Here is a 19355-nt window from a genome sequence, read left to right as displayed (position 1 = left end):
TTTAATCAGGATTATTCATTTGCTGTTCTTCTTAAACGTTCAACCCGTCCTAACACTCTATTTAGAACTCTCTCCTCTAGTTTCGTAAACTCACTATTTGTTCGATTTCTAGGTCTTGATAAAGGAATTCTTACATCTAGCTGTATGGATCCTTCTTCAATTAAAATTACTCGATCAGCTAAAGTGATAGCTTCATTGACATCATGTGTCACTAATAAGGCTGTGAATTTTTGTTCAAGCCAAAGCTTTTCTATGAGAGCTTGCATCTCAATTCTTGTCAATGCATCCAATGCTCCTAACGGCTCATCCAAGAGCAGTAAATGTGGCTCGGACGCCAATGCCCTCGCCAAAGCAACCCGCTGCTTTTGTCCTCCAGATAATACTGAGGGCCAATCGTTTGCTCGCTCCTCCAATCCAACTTGTTTTAACGCCCAAATTGCACGATGTCTCCAGCCTTTATTTAGACCAAGTCCAACTCCTACATTTTCAAGAACAGTTTGCCATGGCAATAAACGCGCATCTTGAAACATAATCCGAGCTTCATGATTTAACCCGTTAATAATCAACTGATTTTGAAGTATTTCACCCGTTGTCACGACCTCTAATCCTGCTATATGGCGTAAAAGAGTACTTTTGCCACAGCCGCTTTTTCCAACAATCGCTACAAATTCACCTGGAGAAACATGCAGATCAATATTGTTCAATACTTGTAAGTTTCCAAATGATTTTTGCAGATTATGAATGTTTAGTTCCACACCAACCTTCTCTTCCATTTCCTTCACTCCAAACTAACTTTATTTTTCTAAAGAATGGATTTCTCCTTGATTAAACATGCAAATAGGCCCAACAACACCAATGTGTTATTGGACCTCCAGTGTACTGGTCAGCCCTTTCATATAAAAACTCTAATTCCCCTTTTTTTCTTAAACATTATTTCATTAAATAATGTTTAAACCTCTTTCCAAAATCCCCATTTAATACCGAGTCTTTAGTCAGATTGGGTAAGAAATCCTGCTGGGTGTGACATAACTGCTTCAATTGTTGAGCTGTCTGCAAAGGAATATTTAACATTGTATCCGCCCACTTTGCCAAATTTTCAAGTCCCTCTTTTTCATCCTTACAAACCTCATGAATTAATCCATAAGTTAATGCTTTTTGAGCAGGAACCTTAGTATTTGTTAATGTGAGGTACCTTGCAGCGGAAGGGCCAACTTCGTTAATGAGCCGTTGTGTTCCAAGGATCAATCCGAATTGCGGGCCTGGAAATCGAAAAACAGCCGATAAACTAGCTATTCTTAAATCACATGCAAGTGCAAGATCGGCTCCTGCTCCAAATGTGTAGCCATTTACTAAAGCAATTGTAGGGATGGGCAAAAGGGCCAGTTCACTTAGTAAATTCGATAAATCTTGGAAAAAATGGCTTGCTTCCTTATTTGTTAATGTCTGAATATATTTAACATTTACTCCGGTACTAAATGCTCGAGTTAGTTCGCTAGTAATCATAAGGACACCTATATCATCTCTTTTTTTGATGATTTCCAGGCTCTTTTTTAATTCAATATATAAATCTACATCGATCGCATTAAGATTTTGCACACTGTTCAGGGTTATTTGAGCAACTTTTTTATATGTTTCGTTTTGGTGAATAACTAGCTTTACCTTATCCATAACATTCCTTTCGTCATCTTTCTATTTGCTCACTTTTGGTATGAGGCTAGGCTCAATTTCATTCTTTGGAAGTGCTTCTGTTAATTCTAATTGGTTGCTAGCTAACTCTTGTTTTACACTAAAAAAAGGAGTATTCTTTTGGACACGGTAGTATCGAAAGTTTGCTTGTTTAGCCGTCTCGTAGGACAACTCACATAGCATACTTGGAGGTGAGCATAATATGTGTACCCCTCTTTCATTCAGCCACTTGATAACAGCTCCTCTTTTCCCAGTATCCACTTTAAGGGCTGGATTTTCAAAATCTTGAACATCACCTGATTTTACATCGTATAGGCGAATCACTTTACCTTCAATAATAGGAACAATCGTTTCCTTCTCTCCTAGAACCATAGCAATAATCATATGTATCTCCTTCCAGTTCATTTATCATAATATGGCTTATTTAGTAGAAAAATGTTCTTTAATCATTTTTCTAACCCTCATTAAAAACCAATTAATCTTATCCGACAACTCAACTTTAAAGATTAAGTTTCCGTATTTGGACTAACTTTCTGTGACAATCGGATGAAGCCATTCTTTTATCACCTCATTATTATGTTCACCGATTAAAGGGGGGTTCTGATAAATCTCAAATTCATATCCAGTCATTTTCACTGGAAAACCAATTGTCGGTGTTTGTACACCGTTCGGTAAATTCATCGTTTTCATAATATTTAGTGATTCAGTAATCGGATTTGCCAATGCTTCTTTAAAATCATTTACCGGTGCTGACGGGACACCTCTTTGATCAAATTCCTCAAGCCATTCATCAGCTTTTTTCGTAACAAATACGTTCTGTAAAATCTTTTTTAATACCTTTTGATTTTTTGCTCTGTTTGTTTGTGTAGAAAACCTTGGGTCTAAATATAATTCTTGTAAATTAGTAGCTTCACAAACTTCATACCAAAGCTTATCATTTCCAGCTGCTATGACAAAAGGTTTATCCTTACCATAAAATCCTTGATAAGGTGCGTTTCGAGGATGAGCTGTACCTAATCTTTTTGGAGCTCGGCCGTTTCCAAAATATTCACTCGTTTGTAATGCTGAGATCCCTAATACAGATCCGAGCATGGAACAGTCTATATACGTACCCTTTCCATCTTGCTTCGCTTTGGTAATAGAAGCAGCTATTGAATAAGCCGCATATAAACCAACTGCAAAATCTGCTATTGGAACACCGCATTTTACTGCAGGACCATCCTCTTCCCCCGTTACACTCATTAACCCGCTAAATGCTTGTATTGTTACATCAAACGCACCCTTTTTAGCATAAGGACCTTGTTGACCGTATCCTGAGATCGAGCAATAAACGATTTGTGGATTATCTATTGAAAGATGCTGATAGTCTAAAGCAAATTTCCCTAAGACACCTGGTCGGAAATTTTCAACAATGACATCTGCTTTTATACAAAGCTCCTTTAAAACCCTCAAATCTTCTTGATCATTAAAATCGATTGCAACACTTCGTTTATTGCGGTTCAAAGAGGAAAAATTAGCACTATAACTGCCGGTCCCATCAGCTTCAAAGAAAGGGGGCCATGATCTCATTCCATCTCCGCCATCTGGTCTTTCGATTTTTATAACATCTGCTCCCATATCGGCCAATAGCATTCCCGTATATGGACCTGCAGCAATTTGCCCAAATTCAATAACACGCAAGCCGGTTAGGGGCCCGTTACTTTCTGTACTCATTAATTTTCAAACTCCTTTCTAACAACATTCCATTTTACTAGACTAGTTAACTAAGTTTTCAACTAGGAATTGTCTGTTTTCACAAAGTATAAATCAAATGATTCGATTTGTATAATTGATAAATAAAAACGTATTGTTCATTTTTTTTAAAGTCATTAAATCATGACCATTAAAAACTTTCTTTTATGAATGTAATTAATCGTTCTATAGCAGTACCATATGTTAAGCTATTTGTTTTTCTTAAAATCCCCGTTACAACACCTTCTTTATAGTCAACGATTTTTTTTAGGACCATCCCTTCAGGATCTGACCCAACTACAACATTTGGAACAATGGCAATTCCAAGACCTTGTTGTACAAATTCTTTTAAAGCGGTCATACTATTTATTTCCAACCCTGATTGAATACTCACTCCTGCTTGAGCTAATGATTTTTCTAAATTTATTCTATAATTACATGTAAGTGCACCAATTAAGAGTTTCTCATTGATTAAATCTGATAAGAATAATTCATTTTTTTGCAGCAGGTGATGAGTTTCAGGAATAAGAAGAGACACCTCTTCAACTAACAAAGGATCAAATGTCGTCGTTTGGTCCAATACAGGTGTATTGCAAATAGCTAAGTCCAGTTCTCCTTCTTTCATCATTTTCGTTAAATTTTGGGTATTATTTAATTGAATACTTATTTGTACTTTAGGATATTTCTCACAAAAACGTCGCAATATTTTTGGAAGTCTATAGATGGCCATAGGCTCTATTGCACCAATTCTCACTTGGCCGGTTTCACCTTGCTGCCATTCATGCATCGTTTTTTGAACATATTCTACGTCTCTAAGTAATAAGTTTACTTTTTCTAAAAATATTCTGCCTGCTTCAGTCAAGTAAATTTTTTTGCCTCGTTCAAACAATTTTACCCCAAGGTCTGCTTCAAGCTTCTGAATCTGCAAAGTAACCGTTGATTGTACATACTTCAGCTCATCAGCTGCTTTATTAAAACTTCCCAGCCTTGCTATTGTTTGAAAGGTTTTTAGAGCCCTAAAATCCATCTGCTCACCCCTTTAATCATTATCAACAAAAAAAGCCTATGAATCTTAGATAAAGATTTCATAGGCTTTTATAATCGAATTAAATAAAAAAACCACTAGTTAAAGCCACTGTATCTTATCTATTCGGTGACCTCTAGTTGTCTAGTGGGTTATTGGAATTTTATTACTCTAACTATAAACCCATTTTTCTGATCAGTCAAGTTGGTTTTATGAACAGTTTATTTATTTTGAACGATCCGTTTTTATTTTTCAATTATACAAACGCCGCGATGATACTTATGATATTTTTATAGGTATTTCTAAATTTTTTGTAAAGGAGCACATAATGACACATATAAAAGCGCTGCAACACTTTGAAAAAGAGGTTAGAAAAGTCCTTGAGTTGGAAAAAAGTGAAAAAGGGATTGTGAACATCCTTAAGCCTCATTTTGCTAAATTGCTTGAAACAGAAGGATTACTCCCGCAAGACTATAGACAGCCCAGATTAGAGAAATATAGTCAATATTTACTTTACAAACCTGAAGATGATGCGTTTTCCATTGTTGCTTTTGTATGGGGACCAGGACAAACAGCGCCTATTCACGACCATTTGGTTTGGGGACTTGTGGGATTATATGAAGGGGCAATTGAAGAAACAAGATATCGAAAAGTACATCATGATCAATTTGATCGCGGTTTTAATTTAGAAGTCCTTGACACTGTCATTGCTAAAAAGAATGATATTTCGTTTGTCTATCCGCCAAATGCAGACATCCATAGTGTACGTAATCCCTATAAGGATACGGCTATTACCATTCATATTTATGGCACAGATATAGGGAAGCAAAAAAGACATCGTTATGAAAATAAGTCCTCCGAAATTCATTCTATTGTTACAGCGCATGAAAATGTAAAACCAATTTTTAGTTAAAAAATCTGTATGCTATCAATAAACCTTAGTATTAAAAATTCTTAAACCAAAGAAGTGAGGGAAAACTCTTCTTCTTGGTTTCTTATATTGCTTTTTCTAAGATTTATCTTTCTGGTGTGTATCTTTTTTAAGGCACTGTTCGCAAACATGTTGTTAATTTTAAAGTAGTCCGGAAAGTTTGATTTCCGCTTCAAACTACCTTTTAAAAAACAATAAAAGAGCCTTAAATAAAAAAACAACACCAAAAAATTTTATTGACAATTCCTATTAATCCGATTATTATAATATGAAAAAAAAATCATCTTATCAAGAGAGGCGGAGGAACTGGTCCTATGAAACCTCAGCAACCACAGTGTTTTTTCTGTAAGGTGCTAATTCCTGAAGATAAGAAAGGAGAATGTTTATGAGCATTCATGAAGAGGAGTTACAGGTAAATGATTATTTAGATTTGTATCTTTTTGCAGGTCAAATTGGAGATCCGTTGTGGCAGCAAGAAATAATTGAAAAATTAAAAACAATCCAATCTAAAAAAAAACAAAATCAATCAACCTTGCTTAAAAATCTTATAGAAAGATATAAACAATTAAATGATGAAATACTTTCCATTTATAATCAAAAAAATCATCAATATTTTGATTGGAAATTACGAAAGCTCAAGCATCAGCGGCTTATAGTTGGACGACAAATTCGAACGATACAGTCTTCATCATTCACGATTTAGTCTCAAGTTTTAAATTTTTTAGTCGTTAAAAAAGCATCCTATCTATGATAGGGTGCTTCCTCTTAAGTAATTACTTAGCATTTTCCTTCAATTCAGCCATCATAATCATCATAGATGTCATCATTTCATCGCACTCTTGCATTGTATTCATCATCTGATCCAGGTTCATTTCCATATTCATACCCATTTCACACATTTCATTCATCATCATCTTCATACACTTCATTTCGCACATCATTCTTTCCATACATGTCATCATCGTCATACTCAGCGCCATTTTTTCCATCTTAAATCCCCTCACATAACGGAGTTTAAATAAGAGAAAAACGAAAAAGAGACGCTTAAAAAGTTCGTATTGCTTGAGAACTTTTTAGCGCCTCTTGTAGACAAGTCAGCTTTTCCCTTATTTTAAAATCATTATATATAAATCTATAAAGAGTTTCAATAATATTTACAAAATTTTAATATTTCCGGCATTAAAACAGTACCTAAAGACACATACGAAGTTTTGTATCGTTCTATCATTTATTTAGATATTTTTTATTAGTGGATGCAGCAACGACTTCCTTAAATGTTATCCATCCAAAATGATATACCAGAGGAACTTGTGGTTTTATTGCGGCATGGCTGCTCCGTAATATCCACTATTAAGTAACTTTCCTTCTTATCAAAACAAGAAGATAAATATTTTTCAAGAATGGTTATATCATCATCTGTCTTGATCATGTTAACATTTTCATGAATTTGCTTAATATCATATAAGGTAGTTAAGCTTTTTTGAATACATTCTTTTGTATGATTATTAACCTGAGATTCATAAGAAAATAAATAAATTCTGGCAGCCATTTTCTTCACCTGCTTACTTGGACAAGATTACTTGCATCTTTCTGTCTTTCTCATGATCTTTTGTGTCACTTCCTGAAAATTCTTGGTGTGAATAGAACCATCTTCACACTTCGTTGTATGTTGGGAAATAGGAATCATTCCCAGCAACTCTACATTGAATTTATCCGCTAAACGCTTCCCGCCTCCCTGACCAAATAAATATTTCTTCTCTCCATCACTCTCCTGATAATAAGCCATATTTTCAATAACACCTATTATTTCATGACCTGTTTTTACTGCCATTTCTCCAGCCCTTTCAGCAACAAACGCTGAAGTCTCTTGTGGTGTTGTGACAAGAATTTCTTTTATAGAAGGTATTGTCTTATCTAAATACATAGCGACGTCCCCTGTACCTGGCGGAGAATCGATCAGCAGATAATCAATCTCTCCCCACTCGACTTTAGTAAAAAATTGTTCGAGCATTTTTCCCAGCATGGGTCCACGCCATAAAATAGCGCCATTGTCTTCTATAAAAAAACCTATGGAGATAACTTTGACTCCAAATTGCTCTATTGGTTGAATCAAACCATTACTTATTTTGGGTATCGTTGTAATTCCCATCATATTAGGGATACTAAATCCATAAATATCTGCATCAATTAGTCCCACTTTATTCCCTAATCGGGTCAATTCGATTGCAAGGTTTACTGCGATTGTAGTCTTTCCTACCCCTCCTTTTCCGCTGGTTATGGCGATAAAAGTAGCAGTACAATTCGGGTTTAACAAAGATGGTGCGATATCACTCGAATCTGGTGAACCACCAAGCTTCAAGATCTCTTCGCGAGACAATTGCTCAAATTTAAATCCAACAGAGTTAGCGCCTTTATCTTTTAACAACTTAACAATTTGCTGTTGGATCTTCTGTGTTTCATGACCTTCAGCTTTAGAGAGAGCGATTCTTAAGCTGACATTTCCCTTGCTTAGTTTTATTTCTCTTACACCTCCAGTTTCAACAATGCTTTTGTTTAAGTTCCGATCAGAAACACCCTTTAGTGAATTTATTATGACCGTTTTTGATAACATCATTAAAACACCACATTTCACGTTTTTTTGAAACCACAGGGTTACTAATAAAGAACATCTGTGGACCAATGCCCATTTACGATCGAATTTGTAAGTAAAGGCAGATTCAATTCGTCAATCGCCATTTGTAAATACTCGGTTTTTACTAAAAAAGAATGGTCATCACTTTTATCGTTCGTTCTTTGCGAATGAAATCTTTTTAATGTGTCAATGTCTCGACCATAAATCGTAGAATCCCAACGTACTTTGATGATCACTTGAAGAATAATTTGAAGTGGCAGATTTGTACATGAAGCTAGTATTTGAGCTGCTTTATACGGATTATTTCTGAGAAGCTGATGAATTCGAATATGTGCTTTTAAGTATGAAATCGTCACTGCTTCATTATGTTGCAGCCAGCTATTTTCTGACACTATTCCGGTTAAATAATCACTCTCACCAACCTCTTCAATAATAATTTGACCTTTATCATAATGGCGTAATAAGCTTGGATAAGGCTCCCACATTACACTTCCTCCAATTCTTTGCTGAGCGATACTGTCCAAGCTATCATCCATGTATTGATGAACGACTTTTGGTCTAATATCTTGTCCAAACGCAGATACTAATTCAAGTAACCTGACATCAGCACTTGAATTTGTCACTGTAGAGATCGGGTTATGGAAAAGCTGCTCTGAAATGATCGTTGCTTGTTTTGGGGCAACAAATGAAATACCGCAACCTTTCTCCGTTTTCCCGTCGAAAGCAAGAATGACTGATTGAAATTCCGGAAACAATTTGCTTAGTTGATTGCAAATTGTCATCGGATAATCCCCTAGCGAAGCAATATGCACCTTGCCTTTTATCATTAATTCGACTAACTCTAATCCACTGGCTGCATTATGCCAATGAATAGAAAAACCCTTCATAGGAAAAAAATGTTCAAGCTCTTCTTTAAAATATCCCAGCTCTTTTATTAATAAGGCTGTCCACATATGTGCTGTCCTACTTTGATAGCCGATTATTACAGTTGTCTCATCATGGCTTTCTTGTGTAGAATAACCCCTGATCCATTCATCTATCGCTGTTTTTTCAAACAATACTTCTTTTCCAATTTTAATAAAAGGTAATTGTTTATCTTTTCTCCAACGGTCAATTGTTGCACGGCTGACGTTAAGATAATCCATAGTTTGTTGCATCGTCATGATATTTAATCGATCCATTCCCATTTTTATCACCTTTATATATAAGCAGATTGATAGATCGTCTGCGGAATAATTAACTTGTTGATTTCATTGCGTATTTGAGCTAGATGATCGCCTGATCTTTTTCTTGGACGGGGTATAGATATAGAAATAACGTCATTTATTGTCCCTGGTCCAGGTGTTAACACGATTACTCGATCAGCAAGGTACACGGCTTCCTCTATATCATGTGTGACAAGAACAAATGTAATCGTTTCAACCTGCCAAATTCTTAACAATTCATCTTGTAATTTCTGTCGTAAAAATGGATCAAGTGCAGCAAAGGGTTCATCCATAAGCAACAATTTCGGTTTCAAGCAAAGTGCTCTTGCTATTGCCACGCGCTGCTTCATACCTCCAGATAATTGGTCAGGGTAAAGCTCTAACGCCTTACCTAAATCTAATAAATCCGTATATTCCTCCAGTCGGCTTTTCCTTACTGCTGAATTTGCCTTTATCATTTCCAGCCCAAAAAGGATATTTTTCTTTACAGTTAACCAAGGAAACAGTGCATAGTCTTGAAAAATAAACCCTTTATCAACTGAGGGCTGTGTCACTTTTTGTCCCCTAAATGTAACAGCTCCGGTTGTTTCATTTTCTATTCCGGCGATCATTTTTAATATCGTACTTTTCCCGCAACCAGAAGGCCCGACAATGCATACAAATTCATTTTCTTGTATTGCCAAAGACAGGTTACGTATCGCTTCAATTTTCCTTTGTCCAACATTGTATGATTTTGTAACATTCTCTAAAGTAACAAGCATTTTATCCACCTGCTTTCCGCGTTTATTTCCATTTAACAATGAATCTCTCTAAGCTTCGAATAATAACAACTGAAGTAAATCCAAGAATTCCTATTGTGAACATCCCGATGATTGATAAATGATAATCCATCAAATGGTACGCATACCATGTTGCATACCCGACTCCCGTTTGTCCCGACATCATTTCGGCGGTTATGACTCCCATCCATGAGGCTCCTATTCCAACTGAAATTCCTGTAAATATTTGCGGCAAAACGGCCGGAAGATAAATTCTCCAAATCGATTGAATGGGCCTGCAACCTAAGCAGCGTGAGGCATCCACGATAGAGGATGGAACCTGTTTTACTGCATCCATGCTATTAATAAAAATAGGAAAAAAAGCACCAAGAAATGTTATAAAAATAATACTGCTTTCGATTGTACTAAATAACAGCATAGTTATCGGCAAATAAGCGATTAAAGGAATCGGACGAAATAATTCAAGGTTTGTATAAAGAGCCTCACTCACTTTACTACGAGAAAGTCCTACCCACATACCTAAAGGTACACCGCTCACTAACCCAAGAAGGATACCAGCTAACACCCGTATCGTACTAGCCATGATATCTTTGTAATACGAAGCTGAAAAAAATGTTTGATACCAAGAGGTTAAGACTTCAATTGGTTTTGGAAGATTTCCAAATTGTAATGGCCAATTAATATTGTGAATGACAAGAATATGCCATAAGAGAAATAACACTACGATTGCTATACTTCGGACAAGATATTGCATTCCTTTCTTATTGAATGGTACCGCACTTGAATTTGAGGATTTCATTAATTTACCCTCCCCTTTATCCAGTCGCCTTTGAACTCTTCTTCTGTTAATTCCTTCTTCCCTTGACGTTTAATGGCTTCTAGCAAATAGCTTTCGTCGATAAAATCGTTCAAGTTAATTTTTTCATCAAGTCGGTTAATCCTTGTTAAAAAGTCAATACTGCCATTTAATGTATCTATATCTTTTTGATATATAGTTGAATCAAACCTGATATTCTTTGCCATTTTCAATGTAATATTATACGGATACTTACTTTCTTCTTGGAAAATTTTCGCAGTTTTTTCAGGATCTGTTAACGCTATTTGATGGGCTTCATTTAACGCCTGGAGAAAAGCCACAACATAATTTCGATTTTTTTTTGCCCAATCCTTGTTCGCAACAACAGCTGTTAAATAGTCTATTTTTGTCTCTTCACCAGAGAGGATCAATTTTCCTATTTTGTTTCCTTCAATTAAACTTGGATACGGCTCCCATGTTGAATGTGCGGAGATTTTATTTTGTTCGATGCTTTGCATTCCGACTGTGACAGATTGATCCACAATCTTTACCTCGTCAACTAATTGATGCTGTTCTAATGCATCAAGCAGCATCCGATGGGAACTGCTTCCGATTGGTGTAGACACTGTTTTTCCCTTTAGATCTTCAATGGTGGTTATTTTACTCTCATTTGGTACCGCAATCGATTGGTTTTTCCCATCATACCCTTTGCCATCAAATGCTAGAAAAACAGAATTGTAATTTTCTTGCTTTATACCTATTTGAGCATTAAGTAATGTTGGCATATCTCCTAAAAATGAAATCTGAATTTTTCCACCAACCATATTGTTATTTAAAATAGCACCTGCATTGGCATCAAACCAATTTATCGTAAACTCCTTATCTGGGTACAATTTATGTAGGTGTTTTTCATATAACCCTTGATTCTTAATAATAAGTGCTCCCCATGTTTGAGCCGTAGGTGTTTGATAGCCAATTGTGATGATTTCTCTTTTCTTGTTATTTTTTTCTTCTGAGTTCGTAACCTCATTCGAACATCCTTGAAAGGCCATAATAGAAAAAGCGATTATTACAGCAAAAATCTTACTTTTGACCATGCTCTATCCTCCTTGTTAGGGGTGATGAAGTCAATGACTCCATCACCATTTTTTAACGAACTAAATAGGGTAAATTTACTGTTACAGCATCAACGGGACAATCCGTTTGACACGGGGTGCAATACCAGCATTCGTCATATTTCATATACGCTTTTTTCTCATCATCAAGGGCTAAAATTCCCATTGGACATACTTGCACACAAATATTGCAGCCAATGCATTTATCACGGTCAATAATGATACTGGCTTCTGAACGTTGGGAAACAAATTTAGCAGATAGGTTGCTCATTGGTCTTCTCCTTTTCCAATTCGACTTGAGTTTTTTCTTTTAATCCCAGAATATATTCAGGAAGTTCTCTCGAAAAGATCTCCATTAAACCGTCCTTCCCTTTTTTTACAATCACTCGTTTTAGCCAATTTTCATCATCTTTTTGCGGATAATCTAAGAAATAATGATAGAAGCCCCATCTGCTTTCTTTTCGATAAAGAGACGCTTTTGCCATCATCTCGGCACAATCTACAATACTATGAATTTCCAAGGCCCGGCCTAGCTCATGTGGATCTTTTGCACCTAATAGATTCAAATCTACCTTTCGAAAATGTTCAATTTTTTCAAGAGCTATTTTAAGCTTTGTTGTTGTTTTTGGAGGCATCATGTATTGAGTGACAATCCGGCGAATCTTATATTCTACTTGATGATGTGGCACGCCATCAGCGTTCTGCAATGGCTTAATGATTCTATCTTTCTCTTCATTTATTTGCTCTTCATTAACCTCGAGCAAACTTTGCTTCTCTGCAAAATTTGCTGCATTAATTCCAGATATTTTCCCGAAAGTCAGGGCTCCTAATAAATACTGATGAGGAACGCAAGCCATATCCCCTGCAGCATAAAGTCCTTTCATTGATGTTTCTGCCTCATGATTCACAAGAACACCTGCAGCACTATGCCCGCTGCAAAGACCAATTTCAGAGAAGTGAAGTTCAACCATGTCCGTTCGATAATCCTTTTCTCTCCCTTTGTGGAAGGTACTTCTGCTTGGCCGTTCATTATTGTGCAGAATTGATTCAATCTTGCTAATAATTTCATCAGGTAAATGGTCCATTTTTAAATACAATGGCCATTCTCCCTTATTTGCAAGCTTCCACATATTCATAATTAGTTCGCCGCTCCAATAATCACAACCCGTGACACGATCTCCTAGTGAATTTGCAGTAAAGCCGCCATATGGCCCTGCAACATAAGCACAAGCAGGTCCATTATAATCCTTCATCGTTGGGTTTATTTGATAGCATTCAATCCCCGTCAATTCCACTCCGGCTTGGTAAGCCATCGCATAACCTTCACCAGAATTGGTGGGATTTTCATAGGTACCATATAAATATCCGCTATCTGTTAAGCTCATCCTTCCCGCCGCACCTGCTGTTAGGATCACTGCTTTTGCCCGGATAATGATAAAATCCCCCTTCACTACATCAAAACCTAGTGCACCTACTACTTGATTTCCTGACGTTAATAATCTTGTGACCATTACCCTGTTTACCACTTTTGCTCTCATTTGTTTTACTTTTTTAGCTAAAATAAGCTTTAAATCACTGGCCTTTGGCATTGGGAGCACATACTTTCCTTTTCGATGAACACGATGAACGACATATTCTCCCTGGTCATCTTTTTCAAAGTCTACTCCCCATGAATCCAACTCTTTTACCACTTCATAGCACTCGCTTGCTTGTCGATAAACTGCTTTTTGATCGATAATACCATCATTTGAAGCTGTTATTTCTAATGTATATTCCTCAGGAGTGGCATGACCCGGAATAATCGCATTATTTAATCCATCCATCCCCATTGAAATGGCTCCGCTTCTGCGAATATCTGCTTTGTCGATAATAAGTACTTGTAAATCACGATTTGTTTCTTTTGCTTTTATAGCAGCCATTGTACCTGCAGTCCCGCCTCCAACAATTAATACATCAGTGACATATTCTCTTGTCTCCATCTCTTTCATTCCCTTCGCTCCTCTTGTCATTTCTTACATATTCAAAACCGAAAAAAAGAGGCACTTTTCTATTCTTAAGAAAAGTACCTCCGGTTGTCCGGTTGGAATATCAATAAAACCGATAAATTTAGTTGGTTAAAACTATAGCTGTAATGTATCATACAGTTCCCATTTGCTACAATCATTTGAAGAAAAACAATTAACAATGAGGAGCAATGAGGAAAATGAGATAAAAAAAGAGAACAAAACATAAAGAAAAGAATAGATTTTACATACTAAAAAGGTTAGTCTTCTTCTACCGTCTGGCAACTGTTTATTTCACGTCACTAGTTTTATATGTAATGAATTCAACAAAATTAGTTTTTTACATATGGTTTTAGCCTTTTTCATTAAAAAAGACTTCACAGCAGCATTAGTTGTGAAGAATTGAAGACCATTTGACGCTGTTATTTCCAATAAGCAAAGTCAGTAAATGAAGGATTCATCATCTTTATCTTTGGATTTAATCCTTTAAAACAATAACTAACACTTCCATTAATCCTCCAAAACATTCAGTAAGGATTAAAGATGGAGAATCACTGCAGGAATTTGAATGAACCTTTCACATCCACCTTTTATTTCAGCTGAATTTTTACTTTGTGTTTTGTTTATTTATTTCGCGAAACATGATATATGAACCGTCATTTACAGCTGTAGATTTTCTTCCCCTTCCCCAGCCAATACTTTCCCGATAACTCCCTAAAAGGCCATTTTCCACTACATCATTCTCCAATATACTTACATATTCATCAGCTTTTGGAGAAACATAGAGTGCATCTGCTGGACAATAGAGCTCACACATAAAGCATGTTTGACAATCATCTTTCCTAGAAATAACCGGGTAACCATCTGTTCCTTTTTCAAATACATTTGTAGGGCAAACGGCGATACATTGATTACATTCGATACAACGGGATTTACTAACAACCTCTATCATAAATTTGTTACCTCCTTATGAACAGATTGAAGATCCTTCTTTACCCAAATAAGATCAAGCCCTCCAGTTAGCAACCGATAGTGATAGCTTTCATTTATATTTGGAAAATCCTCTCTTTTATGCATGCCCCGGGATTCCTTCCTCTCAATTGCTGCAGTGTACATCCAACGAGCTGTTGCTGTCATAGCTGCTGCCTCTCTGCTTTTTATGATGTTCCCCTCCGTTTCAAGAAAGCCTTGGCGGATGTCCTCCCAAACTTGGTTCAAAAGATTTAGTGATTCTTCTAATTTCTTTTCAGATCTAAACAGATTTCGATCGTAAGGCTGAACTTCTTGTTGTACTCTAGTTACAATTTCTTTCGAAGACGTTGCACTCCCTAAATTTATTTTCTTGCTTAATGGCATTGATGAAACTCTTTTAACATTCCTGGAAGCATTCAAATTTACCAGCTTCACAGCATAAGAAGCAGCAGCTTCACCAGCCCAAGAACCAGAGGACATCGCCCATGCTGCGTTGTGACTGCCGCCACCGGTAAAACCACCGCAAATAAATTCTCGAGTTGCGGCATCGCCTGAAGCATATAAACCAGGTACTTTTGTTGCGCATGATTCATCAACGATATGAATTCCGCCAGTTCCTCTAACCGTCCCTTCTAATCGTAACGTAACAGGAAATAATTGCGTAAATGGATTAATACCAAGGCGATCAAAAGATAGAAAAAAGTTTGGTTGAGCAGTTCTCATCCATCTTTCTGCGTCTTCATCAACTTTATCCAGCTTTGCATAAACTGGCTCAGTTAATAGTGTTTTGGCTATAATTGATCGTCCTTTTTGTGAACCAGCCCCTTTTATAGGAGTACCATCGCCATAATAAAAAGTTGCAAAGCTATAAAAAGCTGATTTTGTTACAGATGAAAATGCCGGACATATCGAATACGCGTTTGAAAACTCCATTCCAGAGAAATGAGCACCTGCTTCTGCAGCCATTAAATATCCATCACCCGTTAAAACGTTGCAGCCAAGGGCTTTACTGAGGAATGCGCAGCCACCAGAAGCAATAACAACAGCACCTGCTTTAATTTTGTAAGTTTCTTCTGTTTGTTGACGTATACCATATATCCCTCCTACACCATTTTCATCAACTAATAACTCTAATGCAGGACTATGATCAAGGATGCGAACACCTTTCTTTTTAATTAACCTTCGCATAAGTTTCATATATTCTGGTCCTTGTAAACTTTTCCGGTAAGTATTTCCAAGACCATCAACCGGAAAAGGGTATCCCCATTCTGCAAGGTGATTCATATTCGTATAAGTGCGGTCTAGAACTCTTTCCATCCATTTGCGTTCTGCTAAATAACCTCCTAAAGCCTCACGACTCTTCATTGCTTCCTCTCTTTTTATAGGGTCAGGGTCTACATACCAGACCCCATTGCCTGACGGTGCTGCTGCGCCACTTGTACCACAATAACCTTTATCTACTAAAATGACATTTGCCCCTTTTAATACAGCAGTTAATGCTGCCCAGGTTCCTGAGGGTCCTCCACCCACTACAACTACATCTGCCTGTATCTCTATATCTGCTTTTTCGCTCAGTTCGTTATTTTGATTATTTCGTATCATATTTAACCCACTCCCTCTTTCAGTTTTTTGAACAAAAAAAGCATACTTTTCCAAATAGAAAGTATGCCTCCAAACATATGGTCGACGGAAAAGATTCAATTTTAGTTGGTTCCAGCATTCTTATCTTCAAAAAATAACGGTTCCTGTTCATCAACCCAAAAAGGTAAGTATTTTCCACCTCCCTGATTAAACAAAAAGGCCTAACCATTATTATTGGTTAGACCTTCGTTTACACGATCGGAATCATTTTTTTATTTAATCTTATACCCAAGTATTCCAACCTGTCAACTCAATTTTTACAAAAAGATATTTATTTCTTCATCTATTAATAGGTTATTTTAGTTATTAAATATAGCTTTTATTGTATCTAGTCTTGGATTGTTTGTTCATATTAACAATCTTTCCATGACTAAATCATTCCCTAGCCAATTCCATCTCAAGTGTGGCAAGCAAATCCTTCTGATAGGAACCAATTGTGAACGATACTTGTTTCAATGCTCCCTGATAGACAAATGGAGCCAGATATTCTTTTGAAATGGTACTTTGAGAGTTTTGGCCAATTTGGAAAGGTCCTTTTGAGAATCCTAGATTGTTTGTGTTTTTTATCTCAGCTTGCCCAATTAGAGAAGCATCTGCATAAAGTTGACCAATACCTTGATTCTTTCCAGTTTTCACAAAACGGAAGATAAGTTGGTTCATCCAATTTGGAAGCTCTAGTTCAGATCTAACAACATAATGAATAACTCCATTATAATTATAATCAAAAAAGGCTCGATTATCTTTTATATAGAGAACATATCCGCCGGCTTGTGAGCCGCTGGATACTAACACTCCTTCTTCTTGAAACCTGTTTCTCTTCAATTCAGCTTTTATTTCAAAGGATTTGTTTTTAATATCAGGTGCGATTGATGAATGAAAACGATTTTCTGTAGGGTAATAAATATTTTGAACAGGCCCATGTTTTGTTACTTCATTAGGTATTCCTTTTACTTTACTTGAAATTGAGCGGCCATCAAGCGGCAATACATCATATTTCCTTGCTTCTTCCCACCATAATTTCTTCAGTTCTTGCAATTTTTCTGGATGCCGGTTTGCAAGATTTACACTCTCGGAATAGTCTGTATCTACATGATAGAGCTCCCATACATCCTTTTCAAATGAAGTATCACGCTGATGAATGGCGACTGCCTTCCATCCATCTTTCCATATGGCCCTGTTTCCAATCATTTCATAATGTTGAATTTTCTTTCGCGTTTCTGCCTCTTGATTATGAAAGGAATACACAAGGCTTTCTCCATAGATAGGTCGTTGTTTAACTCCATTTACCTCCTTTGGTTCATCAATCTTAAGTAATTCAAGGATTGTAGGCACGATATCAGTTACATGATGAAACTGAGAGCGAATGCCGCCCTTTTCATTTATGCCATCCGGATAATGAATGATAAGCGGATCCTTAATTCCGCCTGCATGGACAAAGGATTTATACCATTTAAAAGGGGTATTTCCGACACTTGCCCATCCTTTAGGATAATGATTATCGGCGAGATGGCTGCCGATTTCATCTATTCGATTTATTTTGTTTTCAAATAATTCCTTTACTTGTGTGAGACTTTCACTCCATGAATTTACACTGCCTTCATCTCCACCCATTGCACATGCACCATTGTCCGATAAAAAGACAATGATTGTATTTTCAAGTTGATTTATTTTATTCAATTCATCAATTAACCTACCAATTTGTTCGTCCGTATGCTCTAAGAATCCAGCAAATGCTTCCTGCATACGAGCAAAAAGTTTTTTCTGATCATTAGAAAGAGAATCCCATTCAGGGATATCTGGATTACGTGGAGGAAGATTTGTTTCACTTGGAATAATCCCTATATCCCTCTGACGATTGAACCATTCCTGTCTGACAATATCCCATCCTTTATCATACTTTCCTTTGTACTGATCGATAAATTCCTTTGGAGCATGATGGGGAGCATGTGTCGCACCATAGGCCAAATAACAAAAAAATGGTTTATCTGCTTGTGCTGATTTTTGCTCTTTGATCATTTGAATAGCTTTATCGGTTAAATCCTCAGTCAAATGATATCCTTCCTCAGGTGATTTAGGCTGGGAAATGCGGCGATTATCCTCGACCAGATCTGGGTACCACTGACTTGTAGCCCCCTCTAAAAATCCATAATAACGATCAAATCCTCTGCCTAAGGGCCAATTGGTAAAAGGACCAATGTTTGATTGCTCTTTTCCAGGAAGCAAATGCCATTTTCCAACTGCAAAGGTACTAAAGCCTTCATTTTGTAGAATCTCACTTAACATGGCCGTTTCTTTACTAACTTTACTGCGTCCATTCGGATATCCACTATCATGATGTGCTACAAAAGAAACACCTGTTGAATGTGGATTTCTGCCTGTCAGCAAGGCTGCTCTTGTCGGTGAGCAAATGGCAGTCGTATGAAAATTGTTATAACGAAGGCCATTTTTGGCAAGCCGGTCTATATTTGGAGTATGGATATCTGATCCATAGCAGCCAAGATGGGAAAATCCCAAGTCATCTAATAAAATAAGCAGAACATTTGGAGATCCTTCTTTTGGTTTTTTCATTTGCTCCCAGTAAGGAGTTGACGTTTCAATTGTATCGCTAATAATCCCTCTAAATCGTGAATGATCCATGTTTATCCATCTCCCTATATTTAAGCGCTTCACTTTACTTGGTAAGATCCAAACCTCGCCTCATTCATCTTAAGAATTCATTGATTTACCTCCTTTCTACAAAAAAAAACTTCACATCCATAATTGAATGTGAAGTCTTTGGTCGACCAGTTGACTTCGGAATTGATTATTTCTTAATAAGTATGTTAGTAGTAATAGATTTT

19 protein-coding genes and 1 riboswitch are annotated in these 19355 nt (G+C 36.7%); of the genes, 2 read left to right on the top strand and 17 right to left on the bottom strand.

Annotation, left to right across the window (positions count from 1 at the left end):
- Positions 1-11 precede the first annotated feature (11 nt).
- The 5 genes from WQ54_RS21370 to WQ54_RS21350 form a co-directional block, all read right to left on the bottom strand.
- Positions 12-773 carry an ATP-binding cassette domain-containing protein gene (locus tag WQ54_RS21370; RefSeq protein WP_046587097.1) on the bottom strand — a complete coding sequence of 254 codons (762 nt, stop codon included), beginning with the start codon at positions 771-773 and terminating at the stop codon, positions 12-14.
- A 157-nt stretch (positions 774-930) separates the two neighbouring features.
- Positions 931-1668 carry an enoyl-CoA hydratase/isomerase family protein gene (locus tag WQ54_RS21365; RefSeq protein WP_046587096.1) on the bottom strand — a complete coding sequence of 246 codons (738 nt, stop codon included), beginning with the start codon at positions 1666-1668 and terminating at the stop codon, positions 931-933.
- A gap of 21 nt (positions 1669-1689) precedes the next feature.
- Positions 1690-2070: a hypothetical protein gene (locus tag WQ54_RS21360; protein WP_046587095.1), complete on the bottom strand. Its 381-nt coding sequence runs from the start codon at positions 2068-2070 to the stop codon at positions 1690-1692.
- Positions 2071-2211: 141 nt separating this feature from the next.
- A complete protein-coding gene (locus WQ54_RS21355) occupies positions 2212-3399 on the bottom strand; it encodes a CaiB/BaiF CoA-transferase family protein (RefSeq protein ID WP_046587093.1) in 1188 nt (395 codons plus the stop codon).
- A gap of 169 nt (positions 3400-3568) precedes the next feature.
- A complete protein-coding gene (locus WQ54_RS21350; protein WP_046587092.1) occupies positions 3569-4444 on the bottom strand; it encodes a LysR family transcriptional regulator in 876 nt (291 codons plus the stop codon).
- Positions 4445-4769: 325 nt separating this feature from the next.
- Between WQ54_RS21350 and WQ54_RS21345 the strand changes: the two genes are divergently transcribed.
- Complete coding sequence (locus WQ54_RS21345; RefSeq protein WP_052737896.1) at positions 4770-5354, top strand: cysteine dioxygenase family protein; 585 nt, start codon at positions 4770-4772, stop codon at positions 5352-5354.
- Between the two features lie 300 nt (positions 5355-5654).
- Positions 5655-5745, top strand: a riboswitch (SAM riboswitch).
- 12 nt (positions 5746-5757) lie between these two features.
- Positions 5758-6075: a hypothetical protein gene (locus WQ54_RS21340; protein ID WP_046587091.1), complete on the top strand. Its 318-nt coding sequence runs from the start codon at positions 5758-5760 to the stop codon at positions 6073-6075.
- Positions 6076-6145: 70 nt separating this feature from the next.
- On the opposite strand, the gene WQ54_RS21335 is transcribed toward WQ54_RS21340, so the two are convergent.
- The 12 genes from WQ54_RS21335 to WQ54_RS21280 all read right to left on the bottom strand — a co-directional run bounded on the left by WQ54_RS21335 (position 6146) and on the right by WQ54_RS21280 (position 19152).
- A complete protein-coding gene (locus WQ54_RS21335; RefSeq protein ID WP_046587090.1) occupies positions 6146-6361 on the bottom strand; it encodes a hypothetical protein in 216 nt (71 codons plus the stop codon).
- A gap of 281 nt (positions 6362-6642) precedes the next feature.
- Positions 6643-6921 (bottom strand): hypothetical protein, encoded by a 279-nt coding sequence (locus WQ54_RS21330; protein WP_046587088.1) that lies wholly within the window; start codon positions 6919-6921, stop codon positions 6643-6645.
- A 27-nt stretch (positions 6922-6948) separates the two neighbouring features.
- Positions 6949-7986, bottom strand: coding sequence for an Mrp/NBP35 family ATP-binding protein (locus WQ54_RS21325; RefSeq protein WP_231597601.1), 1038 nt, complete (start codon positions 7984-7986; stop codon positions 6949-6951).
- A 41-nt stretch (positions 7987-8027) separates the two neighbouring features.
- Complete coding sequence (locus tag WQ54_RS21320) at positions 8028-9191, bottom strand: helix-turn-helix domain-containing protein (RefSeq protein ID WP_052737895.1); 1164 nt, start codon at positions 9189-9191, stop codon at positions 8028-8030.
- A gap of 11 nt (positions 9192-9202) precedes the next feature.
- Positions 9203-9970: an ABC transporter ATP-binding protein gene (locus WQ54_RS21315; RefSeq protein ID WP_046587084.1), complete on the bottom strand. Its 768-nt coding sequence runs from the start codon at positions 9968-9970 to the stop codon at positions 9203-9205.
- A gap of 22 nt (positions 9971-9992) precedes the next feature.
- Entirely contained in the window at positions 9993-10787 is a 795-nt protein-coding gene (locus tag WQ54_RS21310; RefSeq protein ID WP_046587081.1) for an ABC transporter permease, read from the bottom strand.
- Complete coding sequence (locus tag WQ54_RS21305; RefSeq protein WP_046587080.1) at positions 10787-11881, bottom strand: ABC transporter substrate-binding protein; 1095 nt, start codon at positions 11879-11881, stop codon at positions 10787-10789. The genes WQ54_RS21310 and WQ54_RS21305 overlap by 1 nt, the downstream gene beginning before the upstream one ends.
- Before the next feature lie 52 nt (positions 11882-11933).
- The gene (locus WQ54_RS21300) at positions 11934-12170 is read right to left on the bottom strand and encodes a ferredoxin family protein (RefSeq protein WP_046587078.1); all 237 of its coding nucleotides are present in this window, start codon (positions 12168-12170) and stop codon (positions 11934-11936) included.
- On the bottom strand, positions 12151-13887 hold the full coding sequence (locus WQ54_RS21295; RefSeq protein WP_231597600.1) for a fumarate reductase/succinate dehydrogenase flavoprotein subunit: 1737 nt from the start codon (positions 13885-13887) through the stop codon (positions 12151-12153). Before WQ54_RS21295 ends, WQ54_RS21300 begins: the two co-directional genes overlap by 20 nt.
- Positions 13888-14509: 622 nt before the next feature.
- A complete protein-coding gene (locus tag WQ54_RS21290; protein WP_046587074.1) occupies positions 14510-14854 on the bottom strand; it encodes a ferredoxin family protein in 345 nt (114 codons plus the stop codon).
- Positions 14851-16476: an FAD-binding protein gene (locus WQ54_RS21285; RefSeq protein ID WP_046587365.1), complete on the bottom strand. Its 1626-nt coding sequence runs from the start codon at positions 16474-16476 to the stop codon at positions 14851-14853. The genes WQ54_RS21290 and WQ54_RS21285 overlap by 4 nt, the downstream gene beginning before the upstream one ends.
- Positions 16477-16890: 414 nt before the next feature.
- Positions 16891-19152 carry an arylsulfatase gene (locus tag WQ54_RS21280; RefSeq protein WP_046587072.1) on the bottom strand — a complete coding sequence of 754 codons (2262 nt, stop codon included), beginning with the start codon at positions 19150-19152 and terminating at the stop codon, positions 16891-16893.
- Between the last annotated feature and the right edge of the window lie 203 nt (positions 19153-19355).

This window comes from Bacillus sp. SA1-12 (assembly GCF_000981385.1).
Taxonomy (GTDB): Bacteria; Bacillota; Bacilli; order Bacillales; family Bacillaceae; genus Metabacillus.
This window is presented reverse-complemented; position numbering and strand designations above follow the sequence as displayed.

Coding starts and splice junctions, on each gene's coding strand:
- WQ54_RS21370 (WP_046587097.1), bottom strand. CDS start 773: ATGGAAGAGAAGGTTGGTGTGGAACTAAACATTCATAATCTGCAAAAA.
- WQ54_RS21365 (WP_046587096.1), bottom strand. CDS start 1,668: ATGGATAAGGTAAAGCTAGTTATTCACCAAAACGAAACATATAAAAAA.
- WQ54_RS21360 (WP_046587095.1), bottom strand. CDS start 2,070: ATGATTATTGCTATGGTTCTAGGAGAGAAGGAAACGATTGTTCCTATT.
- WQ54_RS21355 (WP_046587093.1), bottom strand. CDS start 3,399: ATGAGTACAGAAAGTAACGGGCCCCTAACCGGCTTGCGTGTTATTGAA.
- WQ54_RS21350 (WP_046587092.1), bottom strand. CDS start 4,444: ATGGATTTTAGGGCTCTAAAAACCTTTCAAACAATAGCAAGGCTGGGA.
- WQ54_RS21345 (WP_052737896.1), top strand. CDS start 4,770: ATGACACATATAAAAGCGCTGCAACACTTTGAAAAAGAGGTTAGAAAA.
- WQ54_RS21340 (WP_046587091.1), top strand. CDS start 5,758: ATGAGCATTCATGAAGAGGAGTTACAGGTAAATGATTATTTAGATTTG.
- WQ54_RS21335 (WP_046587090.1), bottom strand. CDS start 6,361: ATGGAAAAAATGGCGCTGAGTATGACGATGATGACATGTATGGAAAGA.
- WQ54_RS21330 (WP_046587088.1), bottom strand. CDS start 6,921: ATGGCTGCCAGAATTTATTTATTTTCTTATGAATCTCAGGTTAATAAT.
- WQ54_RS21325 (WP_231597601.1), bottom strand. CDS start 7,986: ATGATGTTATCAAAAACGGTCATAATAAATTCACTAAAGGGTGTTTCT.
- WQ54_RS21320 (WP_052737895.1), bottom strand. CDS start 9,191: ATGGGAATGGATCGATTAAATATCATGACGATGCAACAAACTATGGAT.
- WQ54_RS21315 (WP_046587084.1), bottom strand. CDS start 9,970: ATGCTTGTTACTTTAGAGAATGTTACAAAATCATACAATGTTGGACAA.
- WQ54_RS21310 (WP_046587081.1), bottom strand. CDS start 10,787: ATGAAATCCTCAAATTCAAGTGCGGTACCATTCAATAAGAAAGGAATG.
- WQ54_RS21305 (WP_046587080.1), bottom strand. CDS start 11,881: ATGGTCAAAAGTAAGATTTTTGCTGTAATAATCGCTTTTTCTATTATG.
- WQ54_RS21300 (WP_046587078.1), bottom strand. CDS start 12,170: ATGAGCAACCTATCTGCTAAATTTGTTTCCCAACGTTCAGAAGCCAGT.
- WQ54_RS21295 (WP_231597600.1), bottom strand. CDS start 13,887: ATGAAAGAGATGGAGACAAGAGAATATGTCACTGATGTATTAATTGTT.
- WQ54_RS21290 (WP_046587074.1), bottom strand. CDS start 14,854: ATGATAGAGGTTGTTAGTAAATCCCGTTGTATCGAATGTAATCAATGT.
- WQ54_RS21285 (WP_046587365.1), bottom strand. CDS start 16,476: ATGATACGAAATAATCAAAATAACGAACTGAGCGAAAAAGCAGATATA.
- WQ54_RS21280 (WP_046587072.1), bottom strand. CDS start 19,152: ATGGATCATTCACGATTTAGAGGGATTATTAGCGATACAATTGAAACG.